This is a genomic window from Paenibacillus mendelii (genome assembly GCF_024498075.1).
Lineage (GTDB): Bacteria > Bacillota > Bacilli > Paenibacillales > Paenibacillaceae > Paenibacillus_Z > Paenibacillus_Z mendelii.
Genome location: NZ_JANHOF010000007.1, coordinates 224742 through 246493, shown reverse-complemented (window position 1 = coordinate 246493; position 21752 = coordinate 224742). Strand labels below are relative to the sequence as shown.

The window sequence follows — 21752 nt, the reverse complement described above, 5'->3', positions numbered from 1 at the left end:
TCACAGGTAACAAAAAGAAGGAGAGTGGCGAAATTAACCTTTCACCGCTCCCGCTACCATGCCTTTCGTTATTTTGTCCGCCAGCAAGAAATAAATGATAATAACCGGAAGCGCGCCAAGCACCAGAAACGCCCCGATCGCTCCATAATTGACGGAATATTGACTGACGAAGCTGTTTACGCCGAAAGGCAGCGTCTTGAGCCTCTCCGAGGAGATGAATGTTGCCGCCAGAATATATTCATTCCAGATATTAATGAACGTCAGGATGCATACCGTCATCATCGGCGGAACGGATATCGGCAGAATGATGCTCCGGAAGATCCGGAAGATGCCCGCACCGTCGACCACCGCCGATTCCTCGATCTCGTGGGGGATGGATTTCATGAAACCGCTCAGTATGAATACGGCGATCGGCGTCTGGAAGGCAATATACGGCAGAATAAGCGATAGATGCGTATTCAGAATGCCCATATTCTTAAAAATAATCATCAGGGGCAGCAGCGTCGCCTGCATCGGAACCATCATTCCGACCAGAAACAAGACCAGAACCGCCTGCCCATAACGCCATCTGAACCGACCGATTGCGAATGATGTAAGTGTGCTTAGCAGCAGCACGCCGATCATCGTCACCGATGTCACGAAGAGACTGTTAAACAAATATTTGAAGTAGTTGCCGGACTCGATCGCATTGGTGAAATTGACCCATTGCGGGGAAGCCGGCAAGGAAAAGAAGCGCCCGGATAGAATCTCCTCATTGTTCTTGAGCGAATAAATCAGCAGCCAGAGGAGCGGATACAGCTGCGTGACGAATAGTACGGATAATAACGCGATCACGATCACCCGCGTCAGAGAGAACGGTTTTCTTCCGATCCTCACGGCGCGGTTGCCGGTCGCTGCTTGAATGGCTTGACTCATAGCCACATCCTCCTCTCTACGTAAATTTTTTCTCCAGCCGGTTAAAGACGAGGTTGATAATGAGGGTCGCCAGCAAGCATAAGACCACTAAGAAAGCAGCAATCGCACTGCCGTATCCATATTTCATGGACAAGAACGACATGTTGTACATGTGGGTGGAGATCACGTCTGTCGCATGTGCCGGTCCGCCGCCCGTCATAACCATAATCATGTCGAAGGCCTGCAGCGAGCCGATAAAGGCGAGAACGATCGATATTTTGATAATCGGAATATTCATCGGTAGGGTGATATACCAGTCGGCCTGCAGGCCATCGGCACCATCAATCTTAGCCGCTTCATAGATATCAGCCGGGATGTTCTGTATACCGGTAAACTGGATGAGCGTATGATAGCCCAAGTACTGCCAAAGGGCGACAAAGTAGAGCGCGTACATCGCGACGCTCGGGTCGGTCAACCAGGACCGCGTCCAGCTGTCCAGATGCACCGCTTCGAGAACTTGATTCAGCATGCCCCCCATCGCAGCAGGGTTATAGATCGTTTTCCACAGCTGACCGATGATGACGACCGATAGAATAACGGGCAGAAAGTAACTGGATACGAGAAAATTCGGTTTTTTGATAAAACGGTTAAGCAGAATAGCCACGAACAGCGCGACTGGAATTTCAACCATGGAGAACACGGCGAACATGAGTGTACGGCGAACCGAAGGCCAGAATACCGGATCGTCGAACAAGAGCTTATGGAAATTTTGCAATCCAATGAATTTGGATTCACCGATACCGTTCCAATCCAGCAATCCGCTATAAATCGAGACGAGGATCGGTACAAACACTAGGCCAACGTAGATCAGCAAACATGGCAGCACGAAAGCGGCTATCGTCCATTTGGAGACTCTGAGCACATTCAACCTTCTCGCCTCCTAAAAGTTTTGGGAGCATTACTACTGTGAATCATCTTCGCAACAAAACAGGTTGTTGTATGAAGCTTCGCTTGGCATAAACAATTTCGATGTGAAAGGGATCTGATGAACCCCTTCACATCGATTAGGTTTCACTTACTTGTTGCTATCGTAAGCGGATTGATGCTCCTTCGCCACGTCAGCGGGGTCTGTCTTCTGTACGAATAGATTCTGAATGCTGGTGAGATGGCCTTGCGCTGTACCCGGGTTCATCGTGTTATCGAACGCCAGATCGCCGCCCTTCACGCTTTGGAACAAGGAGAGCACTTCCATAGCCATGTCGGAGTATCCCGCTGCCTTGAAATCGCCATCCACCTTCTGTGCAATCCCTACCGCGCCTTTCACGGCGAATGCTTCTTTCGGGAAATTAATCATGAAGTAGTTCAGGAAATCCTTCGTTTCTTGCAGGTGCTTGCTGTTCGCGGAGATTGCGAATCCGCTGCCTGGAGCTAGCATGAACTCATCCGCATTGCCTTTGCCATTGATCGTCGGGAATTTGAATACGCCGACTTTGCCGTTAACAGAGGAGGTCTCAATACCGCCAGTCGCCCAGCTGCCCATATAGTACATCGCAGCTTTACCGGTTTTGAACAGGTTCTCGCCTGCATTGTAGTCGAAGGACGTTGCTCCCTCTTGGAACGCGCCGGCTTGAACCAGATCTTCAAAGCTGCTAACAGCCTCCGTGAAAGCCGGGTCCTCGAACGTTTTCTTCCCATCGATAACATCCTGAAGGAAGCCAGGACCGCCATTCGTACGAAGCAGCATATTCATGAATAAGAATGAACCGGTCCATGTATCTTTCTCGCCAATCGCCATTGGCTGAATGCCTTTAGCCTTGAGGGCTTTCACCACATCGACCATTTCCTCGAATGTAGTCGGTACGTTGACGCCGCCCTGCTCGAACAGCTCTTTGTTGTAGTAAACAACGCCGATATTGTTGCCATCAGGCAGTGCATACAAGTTATTATCAAACGTATACCAATCCAGAATTCCTTCCTGGAACGTATCCTTCAAGCCATTCTGCTCCACCATGTCGTTCAGCGGTGCGAACAATCCGGCCTCAACGAACGGCTGCATCTGAGCCGCCGGATTCACGATTGTAATGTCCGGCACCTCCTTGGAGGCGGCTTGTGTCTTCAGCTTCAGCTTCTGCTGGTCCGTATTGAGTGAATCCAGCTCGATCTTGATATTCGGATGCTCCGTCTCGTATTGCTTCACGATTTTCTTCATCATGCCATTCTTAGGATCGGTCGGATCGGGATAGATGTTTTGGAAGGTGATGGTGACGTTGTCTTTCTTCGTATCTTCCGGCTTATTCGTACTGCCTGCCGCTGTATTGTCGGGCTTCGCCGCATTTTCGCTATTGCCGTTATTCGTTCCGCTGCTGCCGCATGCAGTTAAGGTAAGCGCCAGTGTGCCAGCCAGAACGAGCTTCATCAAGTTAAATTTGTTAGCCACTTGTAGTCCCCCTCGGTTCGTTTATAGCTTTATTATGCGCGGTGAATGATAGCCCTTACAATGCAGGAACTTCAGGTAAGAGGTTTGCTTTCTTTAGATTTTCTTTACGATCCATCACTTCAATATGGTACGATACCTTCAATGGGAACTATGTATAAGGATGAGATTTAGTTAGGATGAACATTATGAACTGGAATGAATTCATCGCACCGATCATCATATCGATAAAAATATCGGTCGCAGCAAGTATCCTTGTTTTCTTTCTGTCAATGATGTTAGCCTGGTGGATGGCCCGCGCCCGCTTTACCTTCAAGAATATCGTGGAAACGCTGCTCCTGCTGCCGCTTGTATTGCCGCCTACAGTTATCGGGTTTATCCTGCTCGTCGTCCTGGGCAGGCGAAGCTGGGTTGGAATAGCTTACGAGAAGCTGTTCAGCGCACCGATTGTCTTCACGCTAGGAGCGGCAATCATAGCAGCGGCTGTCGTAGCCTTCCCTCTCGCCTACCGGACGATGAGAGCCGGCTTCGAGGGCGTGGATCACGAGCTCGAGGATTCGGCACGGGCTCTTGGCGCCTCGGAGTGGCAAGTATTCCGATACATAACGGCACCGTTAGCCGTACGAACCTTAACAGCGGGCTATATCCTCGGGTTTGCGCGTGGTCTTGGCGAGTTTGGGGCAACTCTAATGATTGCCGGAAATATTCCTGGCCAAACACAGACGATAGCAACGGCCATCTATATCGCGGTAGACAGCGACAGAATGCAGCTGGCTTGGGCCTGGGCCGGGGCAATGATCCTGATTTCCTTCATCATGCTCATGCTTGCAAACCGGTTTTCAAAGGATTAGATAAAGTGAAAATCTACAGAAAAAAAGGCTTTCCCCGGTTAGATCGGAGAAAGCCTTTTCCGTAAGTAATACTAAGTCATATCAAGTAATTCTATTTTCTCATCACAAAGAAGCACCAAGTTTTACTTAGTGCGTCTTTGTAATATTCCATATTACTAAGTATTACTTATGTGATTTCTATGTCCACGACTCAATATCATCGTCATCGATATCGTCTTCTGCCGCCGGCTCAGGCGTCTGTGATTCGGGCTCTTCAATACCAGCTGCGACCTCTTGTTGGAAGCCTGCCGCCCCCGAAGCCGGAACACCTGTATTCGACAGCGGTTGACTCGAAGCCCCAAAAGCGCGTTCGGCAGGAACGAATGCCTGCAAATTACGCACGCCGTTCTGACGGATTTCATTCTCGATCAGATATCGGATGGAATCCATCAGGTTGGTCTGCGCGTTGAGCCATTGCATGATGGCGGGATCCTCGTTCTTCTTCGTCTTCAAACTTATATTGCCGCCGGGTTCTTTCGTTTTCTTCATCCTTGTCACCTTCTGCCAATCCTTGAATTATCAAAGAAACCTCTGCTCGGCTTATACAGGCAGAGCCGCTTTGTTCTTCAGCGCTTCATAAATTTTCCCGCGGACGAATGAATCAAGGCCCATCGCGTTCAATTGAACCGCGAACTCCGAAGGGATATAGAGAAGCTTCATCTCCCGCTCATCGCATAGCTCCTTGAGCAGCGGGTTTAGAATCGTATGCAGCAAGATGCTTCCGCCGCCATACACGCAGATGACGTCGATTTCATTACGCGCTTTCGTGAGCTGTCTTTTCACGTTCTGAATAATCTGTCTGGCTTGGCTCTCTAGCGGACGCTTCAAGGTACGGAGCGCACGGGCATGGTACTTATGTTTAGTGTTCTTAATCACATCGCTGAAGAACTGCCGCGGGCTGTCGGGAAGGTGAATCTGTTTATTGAAATCATCCAGCGCTTCCTCGATGGCGTATCCAATGCCATGATGGCTGCCATGAACGAACTGGCGAAGGAATTTATTCCCTTCGGTAATCGGGTATTCTGTGGAACCATCTCCGATATCGACATGAAGAATCCGCTTATCCTTGAAATAACTGCCGTTAAACTTCTTCTCCAGCCCGTATGTCTCGGTAAAATCCTTGAAAATATCGCCATCGCGCCAGCTGCCGTCAGCATCCTTCTGCAGCGTGAAGATGACCGGCGTTGCTTCCGGAACGACCTTCGTGAACGAGAAGACGAGCTTGACCGCAACCCGATGAATGCCCAAGTGTACCGTAACATGATGTGTGCCGGACATGAAGCGCTTCTCAAACTTAGCCGCGTTCTCATCCGTATGCTGGGTAACCGGCAGCGCAGTTGCCATATCGATCTCCACATCAATTTGATCGGGAATTTTCTTCTCCTCGTCATACGCCTTCTGAACCGCCACAGCTGCGATTTGGGCAAGTGTATTAACGACCGGCAAATCCATATCACATTTCAAATCGATACCGATTTGCAGGTTATCGAGAATCTCACCGCTCTCCAGCGCGAATTTACCAACATAGTACATGCCTGGACGAGTCGCAGGCGAATCGATCGTAACAACTAACTGTTCCTGGAGATTCTTGATGAAGCTCTCCGGCGATTGCTCCTCGCTCCACGGCAGTACGTCTACCGTACAATTGACATTCGGCTGTTGAATTAATCGGCCATCAACAATCATGTCATGCTCGCTGTTACCATTATCGTTGCCTACAAAAAAATGATAATTCATGATTACTTCCTCCTTTATACCTGGTATTATCAAGCATTACTTTACCATACTTCGTGTTGCTTAAACTCGAAGTACGAGTTCTACTTCGTATTATGTTTAATATTAATTCCATCTCCATGGGGCATTTTCCTGCTGCTTCACGAAAGGTTAAGGCGTTCTAATGTTTCTAACAGAGAAAAATTATGGTACGTTTACAGGGTTCGTTTACGATTCCTTGACGTTAGGAAAGAATATATAGACAATAATTAACATGTAGTAGTACTCCGTATTATAGCACAGTATACGAAGTGACCGTCGTATTCGGGCGAACAGAAGCAAGATTAGCAACTGACGGGATTCATTCCACGCAGCAGAAAAGGAGTAGTTGAACATGTTCGAAGTTACAATGGATTTGTACCAAGATTGGATCAATACGGTGAAAGAGGTTTTTCGCGGCTCCGGTCATCCACTTCCCGATGACATGAGTGAAGCGGATATTGCCACTGCCTATTTCATGCAGACAATGGACGAGGACAGCGCACGGAAACAAAGCGAAGCAAACAAGCTTCGTTTCGATGAACTTCAGCAAACCATAACTCACAATCTCGAATCCCTTATTGTGCCAGATATTCGTACCCGTACAGGCTATGAGGGCAGCCAGTTCCAATTCAAATGGGTCTACCAGCAGGGTGAGCATATCATAGAAGATCATTCTCAATATCGAATTCCGCTAGGAGAATAACTTTGACGCCTATATATGCAACATGGACAAAATAACTTCTCTAGAACGAGACCGTCTCCTCCTCGAGAATGACGACAAACGTTCCATTGCAGTGCTATGCTTAAACAAATGAGACGTTAATCGAGGAGGAAAATAAATTGAATCCAAGAACAATCTTCGGTCCCTTACTGATCCTATTGGGCGCCTACTTATTATTTAGTAACGGGCCTGAATCTTACGGACCAGGGACCATATTCGGCTATTTCTGGCCAACCTTGTTTGTTATACCGCTGGGCTTGTTCTTTCACTGGCTGTACTTCTTTATGACCAACCGAAGAGGCGTCGGACTATTGGTTCCGGGCGGCGTGCTGCTCACCGCAGGCCTTGTATGTCAGGTCTCTATGCTGTTCGATAGTTGGGGCTATACGTGGCCGGGCTTTATTCTCGCTGCAGCGGTAGGATTATTCGAATTGTACTGGTTTGGGGGCCGTAACAGGTGGCTGCTTATTCCAATCAACATCCTGACTGTATTGTCACTACTGTTCTTCGCCGTCTTCTCCGTCGGGTCGCTGCTCAATCATCTCACGCTGGGACGTCCGTTCTTAGCCGGTGCAGTCATCCTGATCGGGGCCCTGATGATCATTATGCGTAAGAAAGAAGTATAACGAATGAAAGCCTCCCAGGCAGCCATGCCGGGAGGCTTTCCTGTCTTCAGACGGTTGACCGCCGAAGCAATAGATACGATATTCCTGCGAGAATGAGGGTGATCGGGAATGTCCACGAAGCGATCTGGAAGGCGGACAAATCAGCCATCGATGTAAATAGGCTGCCCCACCACTTGTAGTACGACATTAGGAAGATTCCAAGACTGGAGGCTAGAAAGGCGGCCACAGATAACAAGAGCAAGCCGATCTTCCCATACCGCCGATGTACGCTGGCTGTGACGAATCCGAGGTAAAAAAAGAACAGCAGCAGTACAAATGAAATCCACATTTGCTCGAGAATGGAGCCATCGCTCAAATAAGGCAAATTAAAGTAATGCAAGCTGACTCCCCAGCCTTCGGTGAACTTGGTTTCAATGATGGAGAGCGGCATCAACAGAATCGATGATAAGAGAGTCACAATAACGCTGATCGCGGCGGTTCCCCAATAGTAATCCGTTCTGCGAATACTTAGACCAATCGCGAAGGGAAAAGTCTGATGCAGCAGAATGGTTCCCATAATGAATATATAAACATAGATTGAACTTAATCCGCCTGTATAAAACTCCTCTTCAAAAAAATAACCTATAGTCCAATTGATGCTGAAGTTTAACAGTAGAATACACCACGGCAAAGTGAACCAATAATTTTTGTACTTCAAGTGGATTTTAAATATACCGGTCATGGCGTTCATTATAATCTAACCGCTCCCCTCTCCGAATTGCCGTTCGTGAGATGAACAATTAACTGCTGGAGCGAGACGGCCGTCGTCTCGAGACCAAGTGCTCTTGCCCGTCTGATCTCATCCTCATCTATTCCTCCCATTACAGTGCTCTTCATCAGACTCCCGAAAGCTTCGCGTTCGATCATTTCCTTGCCCGCTGCGAAGGATTCAACAGCTGCTGCCGAGCCGATAACCGTAAGCGCACGGCCGCGAAGCATCTCGGATTCCTCATTAAGAATGAGCCTCCCTTTATCAATGACCATCACATGCTCCAGAAGCTGGCTGACTTCGTCGATCAAGTGTGTGGACAGTACAATGGTCCGTGGATGTTCCGCATAATCCTCAATTAATCGATTGTAGAACAGGCTTCTGGCCACCGCATCCAGCCCCAAGTAAGGTTCATCGAATAAGGTGAGCGGTGCGCGGCTGGCTAGCCCAATAATGATCCCCACGGAGGAGAGCATGCCCCGGGACAGCTTCTTCATCCGTCTCTTCAATGGAAGCCGAAACTCTTCAACCAAGGAGTAGGCGTACTCATTATCCCAATTCTTAAAACACCCTCCCGCTACATCCAGCACGTCACTGATCCGGAAGAGATCGGGGTATTTCTGGCCTTCTTTAATAAAGCATATTTGACTGAGGACATTCGCGTTTTCATAGGGCGCTTCCCCAAACACGCGCAATTCGCCGCTAGTCGGAAACAGCTGCGCCGTAATCATATGCATAATCGTTGTTTTGCCGGCGCCATTCCGTCCGAGAAGTCCGTATATTTTGTTAGGCTCCATTGTAAAGCTGACTTCGCTTACTGCCGCGACCTTGCCATACGTCTTCGTCAGGTTACTTACAGCAACTGCGCTCTGCATCGCTACGCATCCCCTCTTCGAATCATGTCAGCCAGCTGTTCCGCCGTAATGCCAAGCTTATTCGCTTCTTGGATCATCGCCACAACATACTGCTCATAGAACTGTTCTTTCCGATTCTCCACCAATCTCTGGCGAGCGCCTTCTGCCACAAACATGCCAATCCCCCGCTTCTTGTACAAAATGCCCTGGTCAACGAGTAAGTTAACGCCCTTCGCCGCAGTTGCCGGGTTGATCTGATACAACGAAGCAAACTGATTTGTCGAAGGTACTTGTGTTTCTTCGAGTAATGATCCTGCAATAATGTCTTCTTCTATCCGCTGTGCGATCTGCACGAAGATCGGACGGCTGTCATCAATTATCGATGTCATCGCTTCATCACCACTTTGGTTAATTACTTATGCAACTAACCATATAGGTTAATTTGGCACCTGTCAACCGATTCTTCGCCTATATTCAAAAAGAATGCCCGTAAGCACAACAATGCCCCGTAAACAAGGCACTTCCCACGAAGTGTCTTGTTTACGGGGCAATGAAGTCAGAGTATGAAGAAAGCTTATTTTGCGTTATATCTGCCATAGCTTCTTGCATAATCCATCATGCGGTTATACGATCTTCGATCCAGCTTCTTGAGGGGATGGAACTGAGGATGGTTGGAGTTGACCTCCAGTACCCACAAGCGATTGTCATCATCATAGGCAAAGTCGATACCCATCTCGCGCATGCCAGAGCGTTTGCGGCTTAATACGTTGGCTACGGCGATTCCCTTGCGGGTGAGCGATTCTATCCGCGCGGAGGACCGTTCCCCGGAAAACCCCATTTGCTTTAACAAATTGTGAATGGTATAAATCTCGCCGCCTTGATAATAGTTGGTGACGATTTTGTGGCGGCCTCCGACTTTGACCATGAACCCCGTGCATGTCCAGGCACCCTTTGGCTTGCGCTGAACCATCGTTCGGATATCATAGGGCCTGCCGTTAATCCGGTCGAGCCTAATCGCTTTTTGAATAATCAGGCGCTTCTTCTTCTGCAGGGATTTCACATATTTGTATACGGACGTCAGTGTCCTGAACGTCTCCGAGATCTGTTTCCTTCCCGACATTCGAACGAGCCGGTAGCCATCCGCCGTCCGGCTCAACTTATAGATGCCGATACCAAGAGAGCCGATATCCGGTTTCATGTAGAGGGTACTGTATTTCCCGGCCAAACGTTTCAAATTCGATTCGGTAAAAAAAACCGTATCTGGAACCATGCTCCTCGTCGATTTGTCGGCGGATAAATATCGGCAAACACGGAGCTTTCCCCAGATCGTACTGCTCTTATACGTTTTCGAGCGCAACGTGGATCACCTCACGATACTTTATGAATCTCGCACCTGGAGGAATTGTACGTTTGCGTAGTTTCAAAGATAAAAATTAATCCTTCTGCCGGATTGCAAAAAAACAATCACTGACTGTTACCGTCAGTGATTGTCTCCACGCAGCCTGCATGCCTCGTGCGGCATCTATCCATTCATCATGATCATCAAAAAAATGGCTAAACAGACGACGGCAGCAATAATATAGAAACTCGACAGCCGAGCCCATTTGGCTCCCGTTTTCTGTTCATATGTGGGACTGCCTTCTTTATTTTCCTTCGAGAACCCGACAAGAAAGGTTGTGATCAAGGCAAGTACCATAAACACAATCACGAGTCCGATCAAAACATTCATGAAATCCCCTCCCTCTTTATGTTGTGCCATGCCCCCGAAATCGCAAACACCGCAAGCCTTGTTCAATGTTCATAAAAGACTGTTCAATGACTTATATCTTCACATTACTGCATACCGCCCGCTTAAGAACCATCCAATTCACCGCGGATTGAACCATCCAATTCCTATCCAACCCAGAACGGGTAATCATGCTCGGCCAATTGGTTGGCAGGTAAGTCTTTAATCGGCACCGGTCAGGTCGTATTGTACCATACGTCTTATTATTTACGAAGCAATACCTGCTGCCGATTGCAGCATGGCATTATGCAGGTCATCGTACGGATTGCGCAGTAACCCGGCAAACCTGAGTGAGCGAGCAGAATAACATTATTCATATCGTGTCCAAACGATTGCCCCCGCTATCCCGCATTCCTACTGCCGTAAGCCCCTCAATGCGGTTTGACAGCGAGTGGACTCTCTGCATCGCCCATTTCAATAAAAGAACCGTCAGGGAGCTCCCCTGACGGTTCTATAGATTGCAAGTTGCGTCGGTTCCGGCACCTGCACGCAACCAGCCAGCTCCAGCCTTGGTTTATCCTTCGGCTCCGCAGCTGATCATCCAACTCACGCCGAATTTATCTTCCAATTGCCCATACATTCCGCCCCAGAAAACCGGTTCGAGAGGATACAGCACTTTGCCTCCTGCCGCGAGATTATTGAACGCCTCCCGGCCTTCGGATCCAGATTTAAACTCCAGATTCAGGCTCATGCCATTCCCTCGTGTAATGGGATCGAAGGAATCGGACATGAAGATGTTAACCCCTCCTGCATTCAGGCATAAGTGCATGACTTTGTCTTTGTTCACAGATTTGGGTTCCGGGGCCTCACCGTACGTCATAACGGATTGAATCTCCCCGCCGAGCGCTCCGACATAGAACTCCGCTTGAGCTCTGGAGTCCTCCGAGAATAGATAGGGTTTAAGCGTTGCCATCCTCCATCATCCTTCCATCAAGTTATTTGGGTGTGCTCGTTCCCATTATAGCATTCCAAAGATGTCAAACTTCTTATGGATTGCTGTGTTTCAGGTCCAAGGCAGACGCTTATAAATACTGCTGCCGGCAGGTGTTAAAGACAATTCCCGCAACCCGGCCGCACCATTATTTTAGTTGCTTTTATGCAATAAAGAAATAAGTTATATTAATAAAAAATTAAATAAATTTACACTTATAGCAATAATAAGTCTGTTACAAAAAGGTTGTTATTATGCAAATTTCAAAAAAGAACCATACCATTTTTCTTAACATGCAACAGACAGAAGCCCCTGCATGAGGGGGCTTCTCTTGCGTTATGGAAGTCGTGTATCAGGCGGTGCAGGAGAAACGTTCGGATCAATCTCCGGCAGCGTATCAGGCGTTATTTCTGGAATGACATCAGGGCTGATCTCAGGTGGTGACTTGGGGATGCCTTCCGGAATATCGGCCGGAGGCATCTCCGGTATGTCCTTGGCCGGCATCTCCGGTATTTCTTTTGCCGGTATTTCCTCCGGCTTCGGGTTATTCCGCTCATCATTAGACAAAACAAACACCTCCATCTACGTATCCTTTACCCGCTTCGGAAGATTTTGTCCCAAGGAGGAAAGGAGCTGCGGCAGTCATCTGTTTCTCTGAGTCGACGCTACTCCAGGCATTCGGATAAAGAGGGAGATTGCGAAAGACAGCACCAATAGACCCAGGGGAACAACGCAGATTAAGAAACGGAATGTCCCTTCCGGGTTAGGACCGGGATTATCTCCGCTGACATAACCGAACATCATGCCGACCACCCAGAACGCAAGCGCCGCGATCAGCCCGCTTGAACGGGTAATGAAGCCGCCAACGGCCGTATAAACACCTTCCCTCCGGCGTCCCGTCTGCTCGAAATCCCGATCAATGATTTGACTGCTGACGACCGGCGGCGTTACCAGGAACCCTGCCAGACCGAAGCCTACCGCAACACCTGCCGCGATTCCGCTAATCAAATTAAATCCGAATCCCAATGGAATAACAGATAAGCCATAGATGGCGAGCGACAGCCGCCAGCTTCGTATGCCTCCCATCTTGCGTGCGATGACATACCAGACCGCCACCAGAGGAATGACCGATACGAACACCGAGGCGAGAAGAATCGACACTTGGGACTCGGGTATGTGCAGCACGTATTTTGCGTAAAAGGGAATCATCGAGCTGACCAGTCCGTTGACGGTCTGAGCAAACGAGTTTGCGATGTTGAATATCCAGAATTGACGGTTCTTCAACGTTTCGCGGAATGCCTCCTTCATTCGCAGCGGCGGTTCCAAGCGTGCTTCATCGCCTTCTCTTACGTACCGCAGAAACAGCAGCATGACGAGTGCGAAAACAAGCGCATACACAGCCGCCATTGAACCAAATCCCAGCGCATCATACAGGATCGGCGTTAACGCGGTACCGATGAGGAGCGCAACAATTTGATAACCTTGCTGTACCGCGGAGGCTTTGGCCCGCAGCCGGTCTCCCTTGAACAGCTCTGGAAACAACGCACCGTAGTTGACCCACAGAATCGTAGCAACGCCTTCATACAGAATCAGGGCAATGAGGAACCAGAGAAACAGACTGTAACCTGCCAGCCCTTCCGGCACAGCAAACACCAGGATAAAGGTGACCATGAAGAGCGGTATAGCGGAAATGAGCCAAGGCCTCCGACGTCCATATCGAGTACGGGTACGGTCGGATAAATAGCCGAATAGCGGCTGGTTTACTGCATCCCAGATGAGGTAAATTGTACGCGCCAATGTTGCCAGCCCCACTCCAAGCCCCAGCTTCTCCACGTAATAGTAGCTATAGAACGAACCAAAGGCGGTGCTCGGAATCATAATCGCGAACATGCCCAGCGCAAAAGCGGTCGGTGAATTCATAAACTTCTTCTTCATCGCACGGCTCCTTTACGGCCCGGAAGCTCCGGTCATCCCCCTCTCACAGCACCGCTTAGGGGGTTAGTACTATTTATGTTCTGGATCTGCTTCTATGCCCCTCATTGTGATGTGTGATCGTGATAAATAACGGATCATTTTTGATTGTATTCCAGATAAATTGACATTTTCTTGCAGGATTCTTTGATTTATTGTCGAATTTTGTTGACTAGTTCAATATATAAGGAGGAATATTGGTGAAATTAAGAACAATTAGCAGTATGACCGCAGCCGTCGTTATCGCATCGGCTATTATGGGCCAGACGGCTTGGGGGAAAGCGGCAGGGGCCAGCTCAAGCGTGACGGCAATTACAAGCGCCGCCCCGGTCTACATTGATGGCGAGCTGCTATATTCCAGCACAATGCCTGTTACGGTGAATGGCTCCTATTACCTGCCGCTGCGGGCAATTGCAGAGGCCCTCGATTTGAAGGTGGAATGGAAATCGGATACCCATGCCGTCTATATTACGACTGACTCCCCGGCCAGTTCGGCCGACAAGGCGGCCCCCCGGAGTGAAGGAAATGCCTTCGGCAGGACCGTTAAAGGCACGATAAGCACAGGCGAGATATTCATTGACGGACAAAAAACAGTGCTGCTCGATGCGGCAAGTAAACGGATTAATCCAACCCTAATCGAAGGGACGGTCTATTTGCCTGTGAGGGCATTAGGACAGGCACTCGGGCTGAATGTGGCTTGGGACAGCGGAAGTAAAAGAATCACGATCGAGAAGCAGCAGCCTAATGCCGGACAGCAGGGCGAGAAAGGCGATACTGGACCGCAGGGAGCTGCTGGTCCTAAAGGCGATAAAGGAGAGAAAGGAGACAAGGGTGATAAGGGCGATAAGGGCGATAAGGGCGATAAAGGTGACACCGGACCGCAAGGACCGGCTGGCTCCAGCGGCTCAGGATCGCAGGGAGCTAAAGGCGATACTGGTGCGCAGGGTCCCGTAGGACCAGCTGGAGCGGTAGGCGATACCGGACCTGCTGGTCCAGCTGGTCCGGTTGGACCGCAAGGGCCTGAAGGAGTGCAGGGACCACAAGGACCTGCCGGCGCTCCTGGAACGCCGGGAGCACCAGGGGCTGCGGGACCCAAGGGGGATACCGGAGAACCTGGACCTGCTGGTCCACAAGGACCGCAGGGATCTGCAGGCGCCTCTGAGCTGCCTTACGCTTTCGCAGTGAACACTACCGGTTCAACAATTGCCGTCATTCTGGGAGGAACCCCAATACCGTTGCCGAACAGCCAAACAATCGGAACAAGCATAACTGTGAATGGCTCCAACACCACGTTTACAGTCGCAGAAGCTGGAACGTATTACGTTTCTTATTCCATTAATCTGACTGCAAGTCTTCTGGTCAACAGCAAAATAATCGTTAATGGCACAGCAAAACCCGAGCTTACAATCGCACCTGTACTATCGCGGAACAGTTTCTCGGCAAGCGCCATCGTTCGTTTATCCGCTGGATCTACCGTCGGCCTTCAACTAGATGGTTTAATTGGAGCCGCCGTGTTGTTGCCAGGCAGCCAGGGAGCCGCTCTTACTATCATGAAAATCCATTCCGATAGCTAAGCAGCAGTTGCATCACAGGCATGCAACTAATGCAACTAAAGCATGTGCACAGCAGCTAGCTTCAAACAAAGGTGGCGCAGGGAGTTATTCCTGCGCCACCTTGTTTTTGCGTTGGTCGTAACCAACCCAATCCTGGAGTCAAACAATCACATATAAAAAAGGGTACCTCAACTCATCTAAGTTGAAATACCCTTTTTAACGTTATTGGATCACGCTGACCCCCCGCGTCATTGCGAACTCATTCTCAACCGCTTGTACTGCTTCAGCGCCCCGTCCTCGTGAAGGACCATCCAATCAGCCAGCGCCTGCCGCATCTCACTCAAGATGCTGCCGTACTCCGGATCGCTGATCCGATTATCCAGCTCGTGGCGATCCTTGCTCAGATCGTACAGCTCGTCCAAATCACCGCAATTGAATACGTACTTGTAGTGCCCTTTGCGGATCATCCGCTGGGTGTACATGACGCCCTCCAAGCCCGCGCCCTCGGTAACGACACTGTCCGGCCAATCCGTCAGCTCATGTCCGTCAAGCACGGGAGCGAAGGAACGGCCATCCGCGCCCTGCGGCATCATCTCCACGCCGGCCAGCCCCAGGATTGTCGCATGAATGTCGCAGGTACCGACGAAACGATCGTCTCTGCGCTTCGACGGGCTCTGCCCTGCAGGCTTGACCACCAGCGGGATCTTGCATGTCTCTTCGTACATAAAATACGACTTGTCGCACAGCCCTCCATGGATGCCCAGAGACTCACCGTGATCCGCCGTAAAGATAATGACCGTATCGTCGTACAGATCATGCTCCTTCAAATAGGCGATCAGCCGTCCGATCTGTTCGTCAATACTGCTCATAAAAGCATAATAATGCCGGATATATGGTACGAAATCGTCCCAATTCTTCGTATTGCTCATCTTGATCCGGTGTATGGACGGCTTCCCTTCACCATCGTCGCGGAAATTCGGCCATGGCTCCAACGCTTGATCACGGTATAGATTCAGAAAGCGAGTCGGTGCGATATAGGGCTCGTGCGGTCCCCAGAAGTTGAGCGAGAAGAAGAAAGGCTCCTCGCGTTCTCGAAACCGGTCTATATGATGAATGGCCCGATCGACCAAATAATATTCGACCGTTCCCTCCTCCGGCGATGTCAGCTCGGCCGCGTAATGGCCCTCGAAATGACCGGAGATCTTGTTCTCCAGCTTCCACTCCAGACCGTTCTCCTGCAAATATTGCTTAAATTCCGGATAGACCATACCACCCAGCCCATGGCCGCCGAAGTCGTCCCCTTCATACCCGACGTCCGTCGGAAGCGTCCGAATGCCCGCTGCGATTTCCGGGAACTGGATATACGACAGATTGGCGCTCAGATGGCGTTCCTCGTCCGTTTTCGTTCCCAGATGCCATTTGCCCGTATAGCCGATATTATATTCCTGCTCCCCCAACTGACGGCTCAGAAGCCTTGCTGTATCAGGCAGCTCTTGAACGATGCTTCCCAGGCCATATCCGTTCGTCTGCATCCCATGCTTGAAAGGATACAGGCCTGTCTGCATCGAAGCCCGTGCCGGTGTACATACCGGGCAGCTCGTGTAGGCATTGTTGAACACGATGCTTTCTTCGGCCAGTTGGTTCAAATGAGGCGTCTGGCAAACGGTTCCCCCGTAAGCCGCCATCGTATCGACACGCTGCTGATCCGTCTGGATGAATAGGATGTTCGGTCTGCGCTTCGTCTGCCGATCTTGTTGTGCCATCAGAATATCCTCTCCTCATGCTTGTTGTCGCTATTTCATCAATACTGGAGTTCCCTGCATGAAATCCCCGCTCTCAGCCATCCAATCCTCCAGCTCACGGGCCAGTCGCCTGATGTGCGGTTCATTCTCCGGAACGTTCGAAACGTCGTTGGTTTCCCAAGGATCTTCATCAAGATCGAATAATTGAATGCAGTCCGTGCCCGTATTCGTGACTGGCGACCGATAATGCCGGATCAGCTTCCACCGCTCGTCCTTCGCCATTCGCTGCACGTCACGATACACCGTGCACACCACGCCGCGACCCGCTCCTGCTCCGCGGATGAGCGGCATCAGGCTGACGCCATCCACCTCCGCGGGCACAGGAACACTGCATAGCTCAGCAACTGTCGGAAAGATATCGATATTGCTGGATAATGACCGTACCCGCTTACCCGTGGGCACGCCCGGCCCTCTCATAATGAACGGGATACGCACACTATGGTCGTACATATTCTGCTTGCCCATCAGCCCATGCTGACCCACCGACAACCCATGGTCAGCCGTATATACAATAATCGTATCTTCATAGACACCCTGGTCCTTCAACGCTTCGACGACCCGGCCGATCTGGGCATCCAGATGGGTGATCATCGCGTAGTAGTCCGCGATATGCCGGCGTATCTCCGCTTCATCCCGTGGAATATGCGCCAACCGCTCGTCCCGAACGTCCATCTCTCCGTTGTCGAACGGATGCGCGGTCAAGAAATTAACGGGGAGCGGAATAGCTTCCGGATCGTACATCGCAGCATATGGCTCCGGCGCGGTTCGCGGATCATGAGGCGCTGTGTAGGCCATATAGAGGCAGAATGGCCGTTCCTCCTTCGGATAGACGCCGTCCGGATCGAAATCCTGGACCGGAACCCGGTCGTGGTCGCTCATACCGTAGAAGAACAGCTTATCCCCGCCTTCGAAGCTGCGTGCGAAGCTGGCCTTGTCATTATGCCACTTGCCGATGGCATGCGTACGGTAGCCTTCTTCCTTGAGGGTCTGCGGCATAAGCCGGACATCCGACCGGATGACAACGGAATGCTCCCACACGGATACATCGCTGCCGATCATCGATTTGAATATCGACTGACCGGTATTCACGCATGCACGGCTCGGTGCGCATACAGCCCCTGTCAATCCGCCGAATATATGCGTGCCGCAGCTGGACGCTCCCTCCCCGGCCAACGCGTCCAGAACGGGCGTATGGACAATGGGGTTGCCGTTTGAACCGATCGCTTCGTAACGATGATCGTCGGAGATGATAAACACCACGTTCGGTCTCTTATGGGCAGACGTTTGACTCGCAGAATCCGACAGGCTTGCTTGACTCATTTCGCTCGAGTTGCTCATTTCATCAGCACCTCTCCTTATAGTCGTCGAACGGCGGCAGACTTCGGCTGCATTAGCCCTTCACGGAGCCAAGCAGCATCCCTTGATTGAAATACTTCTGCAGGAACGGATACACGACGAGAAGCGGCACCGCGGTCACAACGACCGTCGCCATCTTCACCGGTGGGCCGTATTCGAACCCTTCGATGTCGAGGGACATGGATGAATCGGCCGATTCGATCAACATTTGTCTCAAGTATACTTGAAGGGGCCATTTGTCGGAATCGTTGATATAAATGAGCGCATTGAAGAACGTATTCCAGTTCTGCACCATGTAGAACAGCGTGAAGGTGGCGATAGCCGGCATTGACAGCGGAACGACGATATTCCAGAACAGCCGCAATTCCCCGCAGCCGTCAATGCGTGAAGACTCCTCCAATTCCACGGGAAAGCTCTGGAAGAAGCTTCGCATGACAATGAGGTGGAAAGGAGCGATCGCCGCCGTCAGCCAGAGGGACCAGTAGCTGTCCAGCAGGTGAAGACTGTTCACGATCAGGTAGGTCGGAATGATCCCTCCGTTGAACAGCATCGTGAAGAGCACCAGCATGTTAATGGTTTTCCTCCCGATCAGCCACCTCTTGGCAAGTGCGTAAGCCATCAGACTGGTTAGAATAATATTGATGATCGTTCCGATGAATGTAATCCAGAGCGAATTTTGAAAGGCCTTCAGGAAGTTATGCTCGCGAAACAGAAATTGATACGAATTCAGCGTCCATTCATACGGAAACAGGAAGAATCCGCGCGAGAGCACTTCATGCTTCGTGGCGAAAGAAACCAGTACGACATATAAGAAAGGCAGCGATACCGCCAATGTGCAGACGGCCAGTACCGTATAGACCGCTGCGACAAAGAAACGGTCGGTTCCCGTCGTTTTCATCAGTAGACACCCTCTTCTCCCTTGCGTTTGGCGAAGCTGTTCGCTCCGATAATAAGCGCCAGACCGACAACGGATTTAAACAGGCCGACAGCCGTCGTGTAGCTGTATTCGGCCGATAATATACCCACCCGGTACACATAGGTATCGAATACGTCCGAGACCTCCATATTCAGGGTGTTCTGCATGAGCAATACTTGCTCGAAGCCGGTGTCCATCGTTTGACCGAGCCGCAGAATAAACATAATCAGAATCACGTTCTTCAAGGCCGGCAGACTGACGTGCATCATTTGCTTCCAGCGGCTTGCCCCGTCCATAACCGCCGCTTCATACAGCGTGGGATCAACGGAAGCCAGCGCCGCCAGGAAAATAATCGCGCTCCAGCCCGATTCCTTCCATATGTTCATCACGGTATAGAGCGGGCGGAAATAATCGGGATCGGTCAGAATTTCAAGTCTCTCCCATCCGAGGGAGATGAACAGCTTGTTGATCGCGCCTTCCTGCGTTGCGAAGAGCAGCACGGAAATACCGACAACGACGACCCAAGACAGGAAGTGAGGCATGTAGGTGATGGTTTGTACCGTCTTCCGGAACGCTCTCACCCGAACTTCATTAAGCAGAAGCGCGAGTACGATCGGTGCAGGGAAGAACAAAAACAGGTTCATTGCGCTCAGAATGAGCGTATTCCGCATTAATTTCCAGAAATCCTCTTCACCGAACAACCGCGCGAAATGCTCCAGTCCGACCCACTCGCTATGCCGAAAGCCGTCAAACGGATCGTAATTTTGAAAAGCGATGACGATCCCGCCCATCGGCAGGTAGCGAAACAGCAGGAAGTAGAGAAGACCGGGGGCGATCATGAGGTAAAGCGGGATTCCCCTGCGAAGGAGCTTCTTAGTATCGGACATTCCGATCCCCCTTTCATAACTCGGAGGGCCTCGCTCTTGGCGGGCCCTCCGACTCAACGCCTTAATTCAGTTCTGCGTAAATCGCGTTCGTTTCCTCAATAATCTTGTCGCCTCCGGCAGCTTTCCACGCTTCAATCGCTTTGTCGATCGAATCCACCGGCTCGCTTCCCACGATCACCTTCACAATCGCCGCGACCAGCTTCTGGTCGATCTGGGCGCCGAGCTTAGAGGTTGTTTCGGAGACGAGACCCGCAGCCGGATCGGTCCAACGATATTTCTCCGTGTTGCTGAACCACGCCATGACTTTGTCCGAATAGGCTTTATCATCCCACAACCGGATTTGGATGCCCGGATCGAAACGGCGGATGAACCAGGTGGACAAAATTTGCGGACGGTCCGCATCGAACGCATCCAGTTTCACGTACTTGTCTCCGTCCTTCTGATAATGGATGCCTTCGATTCCGTTCTTCGTCAGAATGAAGCCTTCATCCGAGAAGATATAATCCAGCACCTTCAGCACGCGCTGCTGCTTCTTCTCCTCGAGCTTGCCGTTCAGAACAATCTTGGTCGTGCTCGTGATCGTATTGGCGAATTGCAATCCCGTCGGCCCTTTAGGCGGGTCCAATTGCACGATATCCGCTGACGGTGCCAGCTTCTGCAGGGTTGGCAGCGATTGCTTATACACTTCATTCGGGTTAACCTCGGCGATACCGTTCGTATTCGCCTCCAGCTTGTTCCACGGATCGCGATCCTTGTTCACAGCAAAGTCCTTATCCAGCACGCCTTCCGCATATGCCTTGCGCAGGAACTCTGCCAGCGCTTTCCACTCTGCCGCCTGCACCTGCTGCGGCACGAGCTTACCGTCCACCAGCGCCCAGTTGTTCGCCAGACCGAACGCACCCTTCAAGTAATCGATGCCGACGATTTGATTCGTGCCCACGGACAAGCTGAATCCGATCGTATCTTTCTTACCGTTGCCATCCGGATCCTGCTCCGCGAACGCCTTGGCCACGTTGTAGAATTCGTCTACCGTCGTCGGCATTGTCAGGTTCAGCTTATCCAGCCAGTCCTTCCGGATGGATAGATTGCTGCGGAAGGCCGGTGCGTACATCGGCAGCCCGTATACCTTGTCCTTCGGATTCATCATCCGCAGCGCCTCATCCGTCACGTTGCCCACGATATTCGGATAGTCCTTCAGGAGCGGCTGCAAGTCGAGGAAGACCCCTTTGTTCATCCACTTGCTGTACATCGAAGCGTCCCAAATCTGAAACAAATCCGGAAAATTGTTCGAAGCCGCCAGCACGTTCAGCTTTTCGTTATAGCTGTCGCCCGGTACCCATTGAAACTTCAAATTGATGTTGAACTTCTCATTCAGAAGCTTCACCATCGGATGATCGTCCGACCACCCGCCGCCAGCCGCGGTGCTGACCATCATCGTGATGTCCAGCTTCTCCGACATGTCATCTTTCACCGTGCTCGATTGCCCGGCCGGCTCATTCGTCTGTTTCTCTCCATCGTCTGCTTGATTCCCGCAGCCGATGACGCCTACCAAGAACAAAGCGACGGCAAGCAATATCAATGATGCCTTCTTCACGCTTACTTCCCCCTTGAGTCGATGTCTGCTTCTT

22 protein-coding genes are annotated in these 21752 nt (G+C 50.7%); 4 read left to right on the top strand and 18 right to left on the bottom strand.

Annotated elements, in window-relative coordinates; genetic code table 11:
* Positions 1–33: 33 nt before the first annotated feature.
* The 3 genes from NNL21_RS22275 to NNL21_RS22265 form a co-directional block, all read right to left on the bottom strand.
* Entirely contained in the window at positions 34–915 is an 882-nt protein-coding gene (locus NNL21_RS22275) for a carbohydrate ABC transporter permease (protein WP_204820252.1), read from the bottom strand.
* A 16-nt stretch (positions 916–931) separates the two neighbouring features.
* On the bottom strand, positions 932–1822 hold the full coding sequence (locus NNL21_RS22270; RefSeq protein WP_204820253.1) for a carbohydrate ABC transporter permease: 891 nt from the start codon (positions 1820–1822) through the stop codon (positions 932–934).
* A 147-nt stretch (positions 1823–1969) separates the two neighbouring features.
* Positions 1970–3331: an extracellular solute-binding protein gene (locus NNL21_RS22265; RefSeq protein WP_373567590.1), complete on the bottom strand. Its 1362-nt coding sequence runs from the start codon at positions 3329–3331 to the stop codon at positions 1970–1972.
* 185 nt (positions 3332–3516) lie between these two features.
* Here NNL21_RS22265 and modB point away from each other — a divergent pair, with 185 nt between their 5' ends.
* Entirely contained in the window at positions 3517–4179 is a 663-nt protein-coding gene (modB, locus tag NNL21_RS22260; RefSeq protein WP_204820254.1) for a molybdate ABC transporter permease subunit, read from the top strand.
* A 177-nt stretch (positions 4180–4356) separates the two neighbouring features.
* Here modB and NNL21_RS22255 read toward each other — a convergent pair whose 3' ends face one another.
* Together NNL21_RS22255 and NNL21_RS22250 are read right to left on the bottom strand one after the other, a co-directional pair.
* Positions 4357–4707, bottom strand: a complete 351-nt coding sequence (locus NNL21_RS22255; RefSeq protein WP_204820255.1) for a hypothetical protein — start codon at positions 4705–4707, stop codon at positions 4357–4359.
* A 51-nt stretch (positions 4708–4758) separates the two neighbouring features.
* Positions 4759–5955, bottom strand: a complete 1197-nt coding sequence (locus tag NNL21_RS22250; protein ID WP_204820256.1) for a ParM/StbA family protein — start codon at positions 5953–5955, stop codon at positions 4759–4761.
* A gap of 370 nt (positions 5956–6325) precedes the next feature.
* Between NNL21_RS22250 and NNL21_RS22245 the strand changes: the two genes are divergently transcribed.
* Positions 6326–6676 (top strand): hypothetical protein, encoded by a 351-nt coding sequence (locus tag NNL21_RS22245; protein ID WP_204820257.1) that lies wholly within the window; start codon positions 6326–6328, stop codon positions 6674–6676.
* A gap of 137 nt (positions 6677–6813) precedes the next feature.
* Complete coding sequence (locus NNL21_RS22240; RefSeq protein ID WP_204820258.1) at positions 6814–7320, top strand: hypothetical protein; 507 nt, start codon at positions 6814–6816, stop codon at positions 7318–7320.
* A 46-nt stretch (positions 7321–7366) separates the two neighbouring features.
* Here NNL21_RS22240 and NNL21_RS22235 read toward each other — a convergent pair whose 3' ends face one another.
* The 8 genes from NNL21_RS22235 to NNL21_RS22200 all read right to left on the bottom strand — a co-directional run bounded on the left by NNL21_RS22235 (position 7367) and on the right by NNL21_RS22200 (position 13574).
* Complete coding sequence (locus NNL21_RS22235; protein ID WP_204820259.1) at positions 7367–8050, bottom strand: hypothetical protein; 684 nt, start codon at positions 8048–8050, stop codon at positions 7367–7369.
* Positions 8050–8943 (bottom strand): ABC transporter ATP-binding protein, encoded by an 894-nt coding sequence (locus tag NNL21_RS22230; protein WP_204820260.1) that lies wholly within the window; start codon positions 8941–8943, stop codon positions 8050–8052. The genes NNL21_RS22235 and NNL21_RS22230 overlap by 1 nt, the downstream gene beginning before the upstream one ends.
* A 2-nt stretch (positions 8944–8945) precedes the next feature.
* Positions 8946–9311: a GntR family transcriptional regulator gene (locus NNL21_RS22225; RefSeq protein WP_204820261.1), complete on the bottom strand. Its 366-nt coding sequence runs from the start codon at positions 9309–9311 to the stop codon at positions 8946–8948.
* Between the two features lie 185 nt (positions 9312–9496).
* Complete coding sequence (locus NNL21_RS22220; RefSeq protein ID WP_204820262.1) at positions 9497–10279, bottom strand: YheC/YheD family protein; 783 nt, start codon at positions 10277–10279, stop codon at positions 9497–9499.
* A gap of 165 nt (positions 10280–10444) precedes the next feature.
* Positions 10445–10651 (bottom strand): hypothetical protein, encoded by a 207-nt coding sequence (locus tag NNL21_RS22215; protein WP_204820263.1) that lies wholly within the window; start codon positions 10649–10651, stop codon positions 10445–10447.
* Positions 10652–11222: 571 nt separating this feature from the next.
* A complete protein-coding gene (locus tag NNL21_RS22210; RefSeq protein ID WP_204820264.1) occupies positions 11223–11621 on the bottom strand; it encodes a VOC family protein in 399 nt (132 codons plus the stop codon).
* A gap of 354 nt (positions 11622–11975) precedes the next feature.
* Positions 11976–12206 carry a hypothetical protein gene (locus NNL21_RS22205; RefSeq protein ID WP_204820265.1) on the bottom strand — a complete coding sequence of 77 codons (231 nt, stop codon included), beginning with the start codon at positions 12204–12206 and terminating at the stop codon, positions 11976–11978.
* 75 nt (positions 12207–12281) lie between these two features.
* Positions 12282–13574, bottom strand: coding sequence for an MFS transporter (locus tag NNL21_RS22200; RefSeq protein WP_204820266.1), 1293 nt, complete (start codon positions 13572–13574; stop codon positions 12282–12284).
* A gap of 236 nt (positions 13575–13810) precedes the next feature.
* On the opposite strand from NNL21_RS22200, the gene NNL21_RS36325 reads away from it, so the two are divergent.
* Positions 13811–15184, top strand: coding sequence for a BclA C-terminal domain-containing protein (locus NNL21_RS36325; RefSeq protein WP_204820267.1), 1374 nt, complete (start codon positions 13811–13813; stop codon positions 15182–15184).
* Positions 15185–15411: 227 nt separating this feature from the next.
* Here NNL21_RS36325 and NNL21_RS22185 read toward each other — a convergent pair whose 3' ends face one another.
* From NNL21_RS22185 to NNL21_RS22165, 5 genes are all read right to left on the bottom strand, one after another.
* Positions 15412–16926: a sulfatase family protein gene (locus NNL21_RS22185; RefSeq protein WP_204820268.1), complete on the bottom strand. Its 1515-nt coding sequence runs from the start codon at positions 16924–16926 to the stop codon at positions 15412–15414.
* Positions 16927–16956: 30 nt separating this feature from the next.
* Positions 16957–18303 carry a sulfatase family protein gene (locus tag NNL21_RS22180; RefSeq protein WP_256555397.1) on the bottom strand — a complete coding sequence of 449 codons (1347 nt, stop codon included), beginning with the start codon at positions 18301–18303 and terminating at the stop codon, positions 16957–16959.
* Positions 18304–18355: 52 nt separating this feature from the next.
* Positions 18356–19219, bottom strand: a complete 864-nt coding sequence (locus NNL21_RS22175) for a carbohydrate ABC transporter permease (protein WP_204820269.1) — start codon at positions 19217–19219, stop codon at positions 18356–18358.
* Positions 19219–20124 carry an ABC transporter permease gene (locus NNL21_RS22170; protein WP_204820270.1) on the bottom strand — a complete coding sequence of 302 codons (906 nt, stop codon included), beginning with the start codon at positions 20122–20124 and terminating at the stop codon, positions 19219–19221. The genes NNL21_RS22175 and NNL21_RS22170 overlap by 1 nt, the downstream gene beginning before the upstream one ends.
* A 61-nt stretch (positions 20125–20185) precedes the next feature.
* Positions 20186–21718, bottom strand: coding sequence for an extracellular solute-binding protein (locus NNL21_RS22165; protein ID WP_204820271.1), 1533 nt, complete (start codon positions 21716–21718; stop codon positions 20186–20188).
* Between the last annotated feature and the right edge of the window lie 34 nt (positions 21719–21752).